Here is a 13,258-nt window from a genome sequence, read left to right on the forward strand (position 1 = left end):
CCCGCGCGGGGGCCGCGCTTTCCCGCTACGCGTCGCCCCCGGCGAGCAGTTCGCGCAGCGCCCGCTCCTCCTCGCGGCTCAGACCCGTCACGAACTGCTGGAGCGCGGCGATCGGGTCCGGGCCCCGGTCCAGGGCCTGGTGCATGGCCTCGGCGGTCAGCTCCGCCGCGTTCTTCGCCGGACGGTACGCGCCGCGCCGCCCGTCCGCGTCCCTGAGCACCAGCCCCTTGTCGTACAGGCGCTTGAGGATGGTGTGCACCGTGTTGTACGCGAGATCGCCGCCGATCTCGGCCTGGATCTCCGCCGGGGTGAGCGGCCGATCGGTGGCCCAGAGGGCGGCCAGCACCTCGCTCTCCAGCTCCCCGGCGCTGCGCCGTTCCGCCCTGCCACGGGACCCTGTGCCAGCCATGGTCCAACCTTACAGCGCGTAGTGGCGGCGCCCGAGGGGCCGTACGGCCTTCCCGGACACCGCGGTGAGCGGCGGTTCGCCTGCGCTGCCCGTCCGCTCTGTGATGGGGTGGTCCTTTCGGGTTCCGCCTCGTCCGGGGCCGGAGCCGGGGGAAGGGGAGGATGATGACCGGCAGCGCCGAGGCCGTACGCACCGGGACGCGGGCCGCCCGCTCCCGGCCGCCGTCCGACGGCGCCCAAAAGGTACGGGCCGCCCTCCCGCTCGCGGCCGTCGCCGCGGCCTTCACCCTGGCCCAACTGCTCCTGGTCCGCCCCGGCATGGGCCTCGGCTGGGACGAGGCGGTGTACGTCAGCCAGGTCGGCGGTGGCGCGCCCGCCGCCTACTTCAGCGCGCCACGGGCCCGCGGCATCTCCCTGCTCGTCGCGCCGGTCGCCGCGTGGTCGTCCTCGACGGTCCTGCTGCGCTGCTACCTCGCCGCCCTGTCCGGCCTCGCCCTGTACCTCGCGGTGCGGACCTGGCGCGGCCTGTTCCCGCCCCGCGTCCTCGCCCTCGGCGCCGCCCTGTTCGCCTCCCTGTGGGTGACCCTCTTCTACGGTCTCCAGGCCATGCCCAACTACTGGGTCGCGGTAGGGGCGTTGGTGACGGTCGGCGCGTACCTGCGCGCGGGCGCGTCCGATGCCGGCCGGGCCGCGCCGTGGGGCGTGGCCGCGGGCGCCGCGCTGATGGGCCTGATGCGGCCCATGGACGCAGTCTGGGCCGTCCTGCCGCTGCTCGCCCTCGGCCTCCGGCACCGGCACTGGCGGCGCACGGCCGCGCTGCTCGCCGGGCTCGCGGCCGGCACCGCCGAGTGGGTGATCGAGGCGTACGTACGCTACGGCGGGCTGCTCCACCGGCTGTCCGAGGGCTCGGCGATCCAGGGCGGCCTCGGCTGGCACCTCGCCCTCGTGGACCAGCTGCGCAGCCTGGGCGGGCGCACCCTGTGCCGGCCCTGCACCGGCGCGCTGCCCGGCCCGCTCGTCACCTTCTGGTGGTGCGCGCTGCCCCTGCTCGCCGCGCTCGCCCTGCTGTTCGCGCTCCGCGCCGGGCGCCCGGCGGTCACCGCGCTGCCGCTCGTGTGCGCCGCGTCGGCCGCCTTCCCCTACCTGTTCCTGATCGGCTACGCGGCCCCCCGCTTCCTGCTGCCCGCCTACGCCCTGCTCGCCCTGCCCGTCGCCGCCGCGCTGCTCCGCCTGGCGAGCGCCCCGCCCCGGCCCTGGCGCCCGGTGACCGCCGGCGCGCTCTGCCTGGTGTCCGCCGTCCACCTCGGGGCGCAACTGACCGTCCTGGTGCGCACGGCGGACGTCGCGACCGCCGGGCACCGCTCCTGGTCGCGCACCGCCGCCACCCTGCACCGCCTCGGCGTGCGCGCCCCCTGCCTGGTCACCGGCGAGGACGCGCTGCCCGTCGCCTTCTACGCCGGCTGCTCCTCGGCCGCGACCTCCGGCCCCAACGCCGACACCACGGCGGACGCCATCGCGCGCACCGCCCGGCGCATCCCGACGGCCACGCTCGTGCCGGCGGGGGCACAACCGCCCGCGTACGCCCGCGGCTGGCCCTGGGTCGCGGCCGAAAACCGACGGCTGTACCACACGCCGGGGCACGGGAAAGAGTTTCCGGTGCCACGGGGGCAGGTAGGACACGGGTGATACCGCGTGTCATGGAGGGGAAGCAGATGACGGGGAACGACACCGCCGGACTGATGGACGAGGCGTTCTTCACGCCGGGAAGCTCGTCCTTCGCCGAGTTCCTGGCCGCCCACCGCCCCCGCCTGCTGCCCACCGCCGCCCCGCTGCCACCCGGCACGCGCGCCGCCCCGGACAGCTTTCCGCACGGCACCACGGTCCTCGCGCTCACCTACGGCGACGGGGTACTGCTCGCCGGGGACCGCAGGGCCACCATGGGCAACCTGATCGCCCAGCGGGACCTGGAGAAGGTCCACCCGGCCGACGACCACACGGCCGTCGCCTTCGCCGGCACCGTCGGACTCGCCCTCGACATGGTGCGGCTCTACCAGGTCGAGTTGGCCCACTTCGAGAAGATCGAGGGCATTCCGATGACACTGGGCGCGAAGGCGACCCGCCTCGCGACCATGATCCGGCAGAACCTCGCCCAGGCCATGCAGGGCCTCGCCGTCGTCCCCCTGCTCGCCGGGTACGACCTCGGCGCGCCCACCGGAGAGGGCGGCCGTATCTTCGCCTACGACGCGGCCGGCGGCCTGTACGAGAAGCGGGAGTTCCACGCCGAGGGCTCCGGCTCGCCGTACGCCCGCGGCGCGCTCAAGAAGCTCTACCGGCCCGGCCTGTCCCGCCGCGAGGCCGCCCTCGCCGCGCTGCACGCGCTGTACGACGCGGCCGACGACGACTCGGCCACCGGTGGCCCCGACCTCAACCGCCGTATCTTCCCGATCCTCGCGTTCATCACCGAGGCCGGCTACGAACGGCTGCCGGAGGCCGAGACCGAGGAGCTGAGCCGCGAGATGGTGCGCCGGCGCGACAGCCGCCCGGACGGCCCGCACGCCGCGCCCTGAACCCTTACGGGGCGTCAGGCGAACGGCAGTGAACGGCGGCCGAACACTGCCGGGCTCCGGCAGTGAAATCCGGGCTGGGCAGGGCCAAGATTCCCCCGTAAGGGGCGCTCGCGCCCCGCACACATCCCGAGCTTCTGGACCATCACGAAGAAGGTGCACACGTGAGACCGACCCGCGCCGCCCTGACCGTCGCGGCCACCGCGCTGGTACCCGCCCTGCTGCTCACCGCCCCGGCCTTCGCCGCCGGCGCGCCCGCCGCCGCGACCACGAGCCTGGCGGCGGCGACGGACGGCTCCACCACACCGGTGGACGACATGTCCGACGACGACGTCCGCGTCGCGGTCTTCCGCATCCTCGCCGACGCGCAGCAGAACCAGGACAAGGCCGTGATCCGGGAGGCGAACGCCGCCCTGGACGACGGTTCCGTGGACGCCCTGCGCGCCTTCCTGAAGACCGGCTACCGCCTCGCCCGGGCCGAGGACGACCGGGTCGCGATCTTCCGCATCCTCGCCGACCCGGCCACCGGCGCGGCCGTGCGCGCGGCGGCCGAACGGGCCCTGGACGACGGCACGCCCGAGGCCCTGCGCGCGTTCCTGGAGCACGGGCGCTACGAGGCAGGCGCCTGACGTACCGGGCCAGTGCTCGTACACGCCGGTCAGACGTCCGCGGGCCAGGTCCGGCCCGGTGACGGCGGCCAGGAGGGCGCGGGGGCGGGCCCGTTCCGGCCGCGGGGAGCTTGTAAAGCTGCCTTGGCATCTCCCTAGGGTGCGTCGGAGCCGGGGCCGGAATCGAGGGCCGGGGCGTGGGGCCGGAGGGCGGCGGGCAGCCGGCGGTCCGCCGCCACGAGCAGCAGGGCGAGCCAGCCCGCCGCGAACAGCCAGCCGCCCAGCACATCGGTGCACCAGTGCACCCCGAGGAAGATCCGGGTCAGCCCGACCCCCGCGCCCCAGCAGGCGACGAGCAGCGTCATCGGGGCCCGGCCGCGCGGGGAGCGCAGCCACAGCGCCGTGATCAGCAGCCCGGCCGTCAGGGCCGAGGTGGTGGTGTGCCCGGAGGGGTACGACCAGCCGGAGGCGAGCGCCTGCCAGTCCCGGTACGGCGGCCGGGCCCGGCCGACCAGCTCCATCACCCCGTACCGCACGGCCTGGCCGAGGCCCAGGCAGAGCAGGCCCAGCAGGGCGGCGGCCCCCCGCTGCCGGGTCGTACGGCCCGCGATCAGTCCGGCCGCGACCACCAGCGCGTACGGCACCGCCCCCGTGCCCGTGCCGGTCAGTCCGCGTGCCACGGCGACCGCGACCGGCGGGCGGTGCCCGAGCGACCACGCGTGCAGGGCGCGATCCGGCGGGAGCGGGGCGCCGTGCCGCGCGACCACGATCAGGGTCAGCGCCGCGAACGCGGACCAGGCGCAGACACCGAGACCGGCGACGAGCGCGGCCCCCCGGCGGCTCACGACGCCGGCGGCGGCCACGCCCGGAACGCTCCCGCCGCCATGGACCATCGCACCGGACCCGTCACGGCGTCTCCTTCGCCGCCCTGCGGGCACGCAGCGCCTCCGCCGCGAGCGGGCTCAGCGAGACCAGGACGATCAGGGCGATCACCGGCAGCAGGTACTTGTCGACGTTCGGGATCGACGACCCCAGCGCGTACCCGCCCAGCGTGAGGCCGAGGCTCCAGACCAGGCCGCCGAGCACCTGCCACAGGGCGAAGGTGCGGGCCGGCACGCCGAGCGCGCCCGCCATCGGGTTCAGCACCGTCCGCACCACCGGCACGAAGCGGGCCAGCACGATCGCCTTCGCGTGGCCGTACCGGTCCAGCAGCTCCTGTGCGCGGCGCGCGCCCTCGCGCAGTTTGGCCGAGCGGGTGCGGGCCAGCAGCGCGCCGCCCGCCTTGCGGCCGATCAGGAACCCGCACTGGGAGCCCGCCAGCGCGCCGAGCGCCGCCGCGACCAGGAGCGGGCCCAGCGAGAGGTGCAGCCCGCGGTCGGCCGCGCCGGTGCACAGCAGGCCCGCCGTGAACAGCAGCGAGTCGCCCGGCAGGAAGAACCCGATGAGCAGGCCCGTCTCCGCGAACAGCACCACGCCGACGCCGAACACGCCGAAGGCGGCCAGCAGCGAGTGGGCGTCGAGCACATTGACCGCGAGCTGCGATGCCAGTTGCGGGGGAGTGGCCACGGCCGCACGCCCTTTCCTTCGACTTGCTTCGACAACATGTGACTACACATTTGTAGACGTTCGCCGGGTGTCCCGGCGAACACGGCCAGGGGTTGCTTCCCGGACTTTGCCCGCCGATTGCCCGTTCGTGACCGGTTGCGTACGGAGGTGTGGTCATCATGGTCGCGAAGGTAAGGCTTGCCTTCGCTAATTTCCGGGAGGGCCGCAGGGCATGTGGGACGACGCGTTTCCGAGTTTCCTGATCGGATTGCGGGAGGGGCTCGAAGCGGGACTCATCGTCTCCATCCTGGTAGCGACCCTGGTCCGCGCCGAGGCGCGCTCCCGGCTGCCGCAGGTGTGGACGGGCGTGCTGGCCGCGATCGCCGTCGCGATGAGCTTCGGCGCGGTCCTCACCTTCACCGCCGCGTCCATGCCCCAGACCGCCCAGGAGGCGTTCGGCGGCATCCTCAGCGTGATCGCCGTCGCGTTCGTCACCGCCATGGTGTTCTGGATGCGCCGCTCGGCCCGCAACCTCTCCAGCGAGCTGAAGCAGAAGGTCACCGGTGCCCTCGCCATGGGCTCCGGCATGCTGGTCCTCACCTCCTTCCTGGCCGTCGGCCGCGAGGGCCTGGAGACCGCGCTGTTCCTGTGGACCACCGCCCAGGCGGCCGGCGAGTCCGCGGGCCCGCTGACCGGCGCCGCCATCGGCCTGGTCCTCGCGGCGGGGCTGTGCTGGGGCCTGTACCGCAGGGTCCTGAAGATCAACCTGACGAAGTTCTTCACCGCCACCGGCGCCGTCCTGATCGTCATCGCCGCGGGCGTCCTCGGCTACGGCCTGCGCGACCTCCAGGAGGGCGGCGTGCTGCCCGGCAAGACGGCCTACGCCGTCGACCTCGCCGGCAGCATCGACGCCGGCTCCTGGTACAGCACCCTGGTCCAGGGCGTCTTCAACCTGATGCCCACCATGACCTGGCTCCAGGTCGTCGCCTACGTCGGCTACCTCGCCGTGGTGATGACCCTGTTCGTGCGCGGAGTGCGCGTCAGCGCGCCCAAGCCCGCGCCCGCGCCCAAGGCCGAATCCGCGCCGAAGTCCGAATCCGCTTCCCGGGCCGAGCCCGCGGCCAAGAGGGAGCCCACGCCCAAGACGGAGCCCGCGCCCAAGACGGAGCCCGCTTCCAACGCCGCGCCCGAGCCCGCGCCGAAGCCCGCGGCCCGGCGCCGCCCGGTCTGGGTGGTTCCGGCCGCCGTGGTCGCCGTACCCGCCGTCGTCGCCGGACTCTTCGTCGCCCTCGGCCGCCCCAAGCCCGCGGGCGACCAGACCGTCGCCGTCTCCGAGACGGACTGCGGCAAGGGCTTCACCGCGCCCAAGCCCGGCCGGCAGACCTTCCAGATGCACAACACCGGCCGCCAGGCCTCCGAGGTCTACCTGGTCGACCCGTCCACCAACGCGGTCTACGGCGAGATCGAGGGCCTCGCCCCCGGCACCACCCGCGACCTCGTCGCCACCGTTGCCGGCGGCACCTACGCCTGGCGCTGCGTCCCCGCGAGCGGCAAGGCCGTCACCTCCAAGGCGGTCACCGTCACCGGCGGCGGCGCGGCCAAGCCGGTCGCCCCCGTCTCCGAGCAGGACCTCGCCACGCCCCTGAAGTCGTACAAGACGTACGTCGGCAAGGGCCTGGACACCCTCGTCGGCCAGACCCGCACCCTCCAGCACGACATCGAGGGCGGCCACCTGGACACGGCGCGCACCGACTGGCTCACCGCCCACCGCACCTACGCCTCCCTCGGCGCCGCCTACGGCACCTTCGAGGACTTCGACCAGAAGATCGACGGCCGCGCCGACGGCCTGCCCGGCGGCGAGCACGACAAGGACTTCAGCGGCTTCCTCCGCCTGGAGTACGGCCTGTGGCACGGCCAGTCGGCCAAGGAGCTGACCGGGCCCGCCCGGCAGCTCGCCGCGGACGTGGCCGGGCTGCGCAAGGCCTTCCCGAGCCAGGACTTCGACCCCGCCGACCTGCCGCTGCGCGCCCACGAGATCCTGGAGAACACCCTCCAGTTCGAGCTGACCGGCGACACCGACGAGGGCAGCGGCACCAACCTCGCCACCGCCGACGCCAACCTGGCCGGCACCCGCGAGCTGCTCACCGTCCTCGCGCCGCTGCTCACCCACCGCGCCCCCAAGGTGCTGCCCACCGTGGACACCGACATCGACCGGGTGCAGAAGCTGCTGGACGCGGCCCACGACGGCGGCCACTGGACCCCGGTCGAGAAGCTCTCCACCACCGACCGCCAGCGCCTCGACGGGGCGACCGGGCAGCTTCTGGAGGACCTCGCCCCGATCCCGGACCTGCTGGAGATCCGGAAGTCCGCCTGATGACCACCGCGCACCCGCACCCCGAAGGGAACCCGCCCATGTCCACCGCCGACACGCCGTCCTGCCCCGTCGGCCCCGCCCGCCGCTCCTTCGTGCGCGGCGCGCTGGGCGCCGGTGCCGCCGGAGCGGTCCTGGCCGGCGGCGGCTTCGCGCTCGCCGAGAGCGGCGGCACCGCCCAGGCGGGGCCGAGCGGTCCGGACGCCGGTGCGAAGGTGCCCTTCCACGGCGCCCACCAGGCCGGGATCATCACCCCGCAGCCGGCGGCCGCCGCGTTCGTCTCCTTCGACGTCATAGCCGACGACCGGAAGGGACTCGCCGACCTGCTGAAGACCATCACCGAGCGGGCCCGCTTCCTCACCTCCGGCGGCACCCCCGATGACCTCGGCGTCGGCGCCCCGCCCGCCGACAACGGCATCCTCGGCCCCGAGGTGCCCGCGGACGGCCTCACCCTCACCCTGGGCGTCGGCTCCTCCCTCTTCGACGACCGCTACGGCCTCGCCAAGGCCAGGCCCGCCCGGCTCGTCCCCATGCGGACCTTCCCGAACGACAACCTGAACCCGGCCGAGTGCCACGGCGACCTCTCCCTCCAGATCTGCGCCCAGAGCCGGGACACCGTGCTGCACGCGCTGCGTGACATCGCCCGGCACACCCGCGGCGCGATGCAGGTCAAGTGGCGCATCGACGGCTTCCAGAACGCGCCCCGGCCCACCGGCGCGCAGCGCAATCTGCTCGGCTTCAAGGACGGCATCGCCAACCCGGACGTCAACTCCGCGCGCGAGACGAACAAGCTGATCTGGGTCGGCGCCGGGCAGGGCGAGCCCGCCTGGGCGGCCGGCGGCAGCTACCAGGTCATCCGGATCATCCGGATGCTGGTCGAGTTCTGGGACCGGGTCTCGCTCACCGAGCAGGAGAAGATGTTCGGCCGCCGCAAGGACACCGGCGCCCCGCTGGACGGCGCCAAGGAGACGGACGCCCCGAACTACGCCAAGGACCCGCACGGCAACGCGATCCCGCTGGACGCCCACATCCGGCTCGCCAACCCGCGCACCGCCGCGTCGGACAGCTCCCGCATCCTGCGCCGCGGCTACAACTACGACCGGGGCTCGGACAACGTCGGCAACCTCGACATGGGCCTCGTGTTCTGCTGCTACCAGCAGGACGTCAAGCGCCAGTTCGAGGCCGTGCAGACCCGGCTGATCGACGAACCCCTGGTGGACTACATCTCCCCGACCGGCGGCGGCTACTTCTTCGCCCTGCCCGGCGTCCGGGACACCGGGGACTGGCTGGGCCGGGGCATGTTCTCCGCCTGACCGGACCGGCTCCGCCGCGCCGCTCCCCGTCCGGGGAGCGGCCTTTTCCTTCCCCGGCCCCCTTCCTTCCCATCCTTCTCAGGTCCTTTTCCTTCCCATGGTCTTTTCCTGACCATGGGAAAGGCCTGCCGCCGCCTTTACTGCACATGGGTTGCAGGTACGGGATGATGGCACAAGGCTGTGGTGTGCAGCCGCACCCCGTACGACGTTAGGAATGACCCTCCCGATGACGGCCGCCCCTGGTTCCGCTCCGTCCCTCCCCGTCCGGGCCGACGCCGCGAGGCCGTCGCCCTGGCAACGTGTGCGCCGCTCCATGACGCGCCAGGAGTGGATCAGGGTCGGCTCGATGGCCGCCTTCGTGCTGGCCCTGCACGTCATCGGCTGGGGCACCCTGGTCGGCGTCATCGCGCCCCAGCACTTCAGCGTCGGCACTGGTTCTGCCGGAAAACCGGCGGCCTTCGGCATCGGCATCGGCGTGACCGCCTACACCCTGGGCATGCGGCACGCCTTCGACGCCGACCACATCGCGGCCATCGACAACACCACCCGCAAGCTGATGGGCTCCGGGCAGCGCCCGCTCTCCGTCGGCTTCTGGTTCTCCCTCGGCCACTCCAGCATCGTCTTCGGCCTCGCCCTGCTGCTCTCCCTGGGCATGAAGTCCCTGGCCGGACCGGTCCAGAACGACAACTCGCATCTGCACGAGATCACCGGCCTCATCGGTACGACCGTCTCCGGCGCCTTCCTGTACCTCATCGCCGCGATCAACCTCGTCATCCTGGCCGGCATCTGGAAGGTCTTCCGCAAGATGCGCACCGGCCACTACGACGAGGCCGCCCTGGAGGCCCAGCTCGACAACCGGGGCTTCATGAACCGGCTGCTCGGCCGGGTCACCAACTCGATCAGCAAGCCCTGGCAGATGTACCCGCTGGGCCTGCTGTTCGGCCTCGGCTTCGACACCGCGACCGAGATCGCCCTGCTGGTCCTCGCCGGCTCCGGCGCCGCCTCCGGCCTGCCCTGGTACGCCATCCTGACCCTGCCGGTGCTCTTCGCGGCCGGGATGTCGCTGCTGGACACCATCGACGGATCGTTCATGAACTTCGCCTACGGCTGGGCGTTCTCCAAGCCGGTCCGCAAGGTCTACTACAACCTCACCATCACCGGCCTGTCCGTCGCCGTCGCCCTCATCATCGGCTCGGTCGAACTCCTCGGCCTCCTCGCCGACAAGATGGACCTGCACGGCTTCTTCTGGGACTGGGTCGCCGGGCTCGACCTCAACACGGTCGGCTTCGTCATCGTGGGCCTGTTCTTCGCCACCTGGGCGCTCGCGCTGCTGGTGTGGAAGGCGGGCCGCATCGAGGAGAAGTGGACCTCGCACCTGGCCGAGCAGTCCGCCGACTGACGCGGTCGCGCCGGCTGATCCGGTGGCCGATCCGGTTTTCGCGGGGTTGATGTCCCGGCTGCGGGAAACGCGGACCGGGACCGCCGCGCGAGCACGGAAGGAGCCGACGATGAGCGACGCGCAGACCCCCATGGGGGACGACGCCTACCAGCCCACCGGGACCAACGAGGAGCAGGAGGACGCCGCGCCCCTGGACCCGCAGGACACGGTCGGCGAACGCTCGTACGACGACATGCTGGACGAGGGCTACTCGCCGCCGGAACGCCCGCTCGGCGTCACCAAGTACGGGACGACCGCCGCCGAGCAGCGCGCGGGCGAGAGCCTGGACCAGCGGCTCGGCCAGGAGGCCCCCGACACAGAGGTGCCGGCCGGCGACGGCATCGGCGACCTGCCCGGCGGCGCGGGCGAACCGGTCGACCCCGAGGCGGGCGGGACCCGCGCGGGCCGCCTGCTGGCCCCCGACGAGGGCACACGCTCCGACACGACCAAGGAAGAGGTCGCCGAGGACGTCGGCATCGACGGGGGAGCGGCGGGCGCGGAGGAGGCCGCGGTGCACGTCGTACCGGACGAGACCGAACTGCCGGAGTGACGCGGGCGTTCAGCCCGACGCCGGGCGGTCCGGCTGAAGGGGCGCAGGGCGGCAGCTCCGCCGCGCGGGCGCGCCAAGGCACCGCCGACCCACGGCTGACGGCACGGTGCGCGACCCCCTGAGCGGCATACGGGTGCCGGCCGAGCCGCACGAGCCGCCCGGCCGGCACCCGCCGGAAAAGCTACGGCAGCAGCTTCTCGATCGCCGACGGACCCTCCGTCTCCAGCTTGCGGCGCGCCCAGTCGAGCGTCTTCGGGGTGACGTCCCTGCCTGCCGCCATCACCAGGTCCTCCGGGGTGACGTCCTGCTGGGGAGCCGAGTGGAGCAGGGAGTCCGGGGTGCAGTGGTCGTCGGGCGACCGGGACCCTCCCGTTGCGGATGTCGACATGTTGCCTCCTCCTCGGTCCGGATGACCGCATCCGTGCCGGTGCCGCCGAACGGGGCACACTCTCACCATTGCCCGCCGCGGCGCACCCTGCATCCGGAAGGCACGCCGGTGACGGGTGACAAGCGCCTGCCCACTCCACCGCGCCGTACTCGCTCCTAAGCTGGAGACATCGCGGACGAGATCGCGCACCCGCACCGGGAGGCCGCCGATGAGCCAGACGCCGTTCCCCGCGGACACCTCCGCCCGCCCCCGCTACCTGCCGATCGCCGAACACGGCCTGATCGGCGACCTGCGCAGTGTCGCCCTGGTCGGCAGCAACGGCACCATCGACTGGTACTGCTCTCCGTCCTTCGACTCGCCCAGCGTCTTCGCGGCCATCCTGGACGCCGAGCGCGGCGGCTGCTTCGAACTGGCCGCCGCCGTCCCGGCCCGCACCAAACAGTTCTACTTCCCCGACACCAACGTGCTGATCACCCGGTTCTTCACCGAGGAGGGCGTCGGCGAGGTGCAGGACTTCATGCCGGTCACCGCCGATGCCCGGCAGCCCTGCGAGGCGGTACGGCACCGGCTGATCCGGCGCGTGGTGTGCGTGCGCGGCCATGTGCCCTTCCGCGCCCTCGTCGCCCCCCGCTTCGACTACGGCGCCGCCTCGCACACCGTCCGCGAGCTGGACGGCACCCTGCTGTTCGAGTCGCCCGACCTGGCGCTCGCGCTCACCGCGACCGTGGCCGTGGAGTGCGACGGCCGCGACGCGCGCGCCGAGTTCAAGCTCGGCGAGGGCGAGACGGCGGTGTTCGCCCTCGACCAGGCCGGCACCGCCCTCGCCCCGCGCGGCTGCGCCCACGCCGAGGCCGAGCACGAGTTCAACGCGACCGTCGCCTACTGGCGGCACTGGCTCCAGCAGTCCCGCTACCGGGGCCGCTGGCGCGAGATGGTGCACCGCTCCGCCCTCACCCTCAAGCTGCTCACCTACGCCCCCACCGGCGCCATCGTCGCCGCCCCCACCACCAGCCTGCCCGAGCAGCTCGGCGGCGAGCGCAACTGGGACTACCGGTACGTCTGGGTGCGCGACGCGGCCTTCGCCGTCTACGCGCTGCTGCGGCTCGGTTTCAGCGGCGAGGCCGAGGCGTTCATGCGCTTCCTCACCACCCACATCAGCCCCGGCGACGGCGCCGCCTCCGGCCCGCTCCAGATCATGTACGGCATCGACGGCCGCACCGACCTGCCCGAACGCGAGCTGCCCCACCTGGAGGGCCACCAGGGCTCGGCCCCGGTCCGGGTCGGCAACGCCGCCGCCGACCAGCTCCAGCTCGACATCTACGGCGCCCTGATCGACTCCGTCTACCTCTTCGACAAATGGGCCCAGCCCATCTCCAGCGCGCAGTGGGACGACGTGACCCACCTGGTCGAATGGGTCTGCGCGCACTGGGATCAGCCGGACGAGGGCGTGTGGGAGACCCGCGGCGGGCGCAAGAACTTCCTGTACTCGCGGCTGATGTGCTGGGTCGCGGTGGAGCGCGCCATCCGGCTCGCCAACCGGCGCGGGCTGCCCGCCGAGCTGCTGCGCTGGCGGCAGACCCGCGACGCCATCTACCGGCGGATCATGGACCGCGGCTGGTCGGCCCGGCGCAACGCCTTCGTGCAGCACGAGGACGGCGACGTGCTGGACGCCTCCCTCCTGATGATGCCGCTCGCCAAGTTCATCGCCCCCACCGACCCCAAGTGGCTGTCCACCCTGGACGCCCTCACCGAGGAACTCGTCTCGGACTCGCTGGTCTACCGCTACGATCCCAGGGTCAGCCCCGACGGGCTGCGCGGCGACGAGGGCACCTTCTCGATCTGCTCCTTCTGGTACGTCGAGGCGCTGGTGCGGGCCGGCCGGGTGGACGAGGCCCGCCTCGCCTTCGAGAAGATGCTCACCTACGCCAACCATCTCGGCCTGTACGCCGAGGAAATCGGCCGCACCGGCGAGCAACAGGGCAACTTCCCGCAAGCGTTCACCCACCTCTCGCTGATCAGCGCCGCCTTCAACCTCGACCGCGCCCTCGGCTGAGCACGCCGGCCCGTGTGCGG

At 73.2% G+C, this 13,258-nt stretch carries 12 protein-coding genes; 8 read left to right on the forward strand and 4 right to left on the reverse strand.

Annotation, left to right across the window (positions count from 1 at the left end; all coding sequences use genetic code 11):
* Window positions 1-25: 25 nt before the first annotated feature.
* Window positions 26-409 carry a BlaI/MecI/CopY family transcriptional regulator gene (locus AC069R_RS04055; RefSeq protein WP_478764317.1) on the reverse strand — a complete coding sequence of 128 codons (384 nt, stop codon included), beginning with the start codon at window positions 407-409 and terminating at the stop codon, window positions 26-28.
* A gap of 164 nt (window positions 410-573) precedes the next feature.
* On the opposite strand from AC069R_RS04055, the gene AC069R_RS04060 reads away from it, so the two are divergent.
* The 3 genes from AC069R_RS04060 to AC069R_RS04070 all read left to right on the forward strand — a co-directional run bounded on the left by AC069R_RS04060 (window position 574) and on the right by AC069R_RS04070 (window position 3,601).
* On the forward strand, window positions 574-2,094 hold the full coding sequence (locus AC069R_RS04060) for a hypothetical protein (RefSeq protein WP_478764319.1): 1,521 nt from the start codon (window positions 574-576) through the stop codon (window positions 2,092-2,094).
* 26 nt (window positions 2,095-2,120) lie between these two features.
* Complete coding sequence (prcB, locus tag AC069R_RS04065) at window positions 2,121-2,975, forward strand: proteasome subunit beta (RefSeq protein WP_478764320.1); 855 nt, start codon at window positions 2,121-2,123, stop codon at window positions 2,973-2,975.
* Between the two features lie 161 nt (window positions 2,976-3,136).
* Entirely contained in the window at window positions 3,137-3,601 is a 465-nt protein-coding gene (locus tag AC069R_RS04070; RefSeq protein ID WP_478764322.1) for an ALF repeat-containing protein, read from the forward strand.
* Between the two features lie 134 nt (window positions 3,602-3,735).
* On the opposite strand, the gene AC069R_RS04075 is transcribed toward AC069R_RS04070, so the two are convergent.
* The gene (locus tag AC069R_RS04075; RefSeq protein WP_478764324.1) at window positions 3,736-4,443 is read right to left on the reverse strand and encodes a phosphatase PAP2 family protein; all 708 of its coding nucleotides are present in this window, start codon (window positions 4,441-4,443) and stop codon (window positions 3,736-3,738) included.
* Between the two features lie 43 nt (window positions 4,444-4,486).
* Entirely contained in the window at window positions 4,487-5,146 is a 660-nt protein-coding gene (locus AC069R_RS04080; RefSeq protein ID WP_478764326.1) for a DedA family protein, read from the reverse strand.
* 211 nt (window positions 5,147-5,357) lie between these two features.
* Between AC069R_RS04080 and efeU the strand changes: the two genes are divergently transcribed.
* The 4 genes from efeU (at window position 5,358) to AC069R_RS04100 (ending at window position 10,797) form a co-directional block, all read left to right on the forward strand.
* Window positions 5,358-7,499 carry an iron uptake transporter permease EfeU gene (efeU, locus tag AC069R_RS04085; RefSeq protein WP_478764328.1) on the forward strand — a complete coding sequence of 714 codons (2,142 nt, stop codon included), beginning with the start codon at window positions 5,358-5,360 and terminating at the stop codon, window positions 7,497-7,499.
* A 38-nt stretch (window positions 7,500-7,537) separates the two neighbouring features.
* Window positions 7,538-8,809, forward strand: a complete 1,272-nt coding sequence (gene efeB / locus AC069R_RS04090) for an iron uptake transporter deferrochelatase/peroxidase subunit (RefSeq protein ID WP_478764330.1) — start codon at window positions 7,538-7,540, stop codon at window positions 8,807-8,809.
* A gap of 226 nt (window positions 8,810-9,035) precedes the next feature.
* Window positions 9,036-10,208 carry a Nickel transporter NicT gene (gene nicT / locus AC069R_RS04095; RefSeq protein ID WP_478764742.1) on the forward strand — a complete coding sequence of 391 codons (1,173 nt, stop codon included), beginning with the start codon at window positions 9,036-9,038 and terminating at the stop codon, window positions 10,206-10,208.
* Between the two features lie 109 nt (window positions 10,209-10,317).
* The gene (locus tag AC069R_RS04100) at window positions 10,318-10,797 is read left to right on the forward strand and encodes a DUF5709 domain-containing protein (protein WP_478764331.1); all 480 of its coding nucleotides are present in this window, start codon (window positions 10,318-10,320) and stop codon (window positions 10,795-10,797) included.
* A gap of 181 nt (window positions 10,798-10,978) precedes the next feature.
* On the opposite strand, the gene AC069R_RS04105 is transcribed toward AC069R_RS04100, so the two are convergent.
* Window positions 10,979-11,185: a hypothetical protein gene (locus AC069R_RS04105; RefSeq protein WP_037652629.1), complete on the reverse strand. Its 207-nt coding sequence runs from the start codon at window positions 11,183-11,185 to the stop codon at window positions 10,979-10,981.
* A gap of 208 nt (window positions 11,186-11,393) precedes the next feature.
* On the opposite strand from AC069R_RS04105, the gene AC069R_RS04110 reads away from it, so the two are divergent.
* A complete protein-coding gene (locus AC069R_RS04110; RefSeq protein ID WP_478764333.1) occupies window positions 11,394-13,238 on the forward strand; it encodes a glycoside hydrolase family 15 protein in 1,845 nt (614 codons plus the stop codon).
* Window positions 13,239-13,258: the final 20 nt, after the last annotated feature.

The sequence above is a fragment of the Streptomyces sp. NPDC043952 genome, from assembly GCF_056435325.1.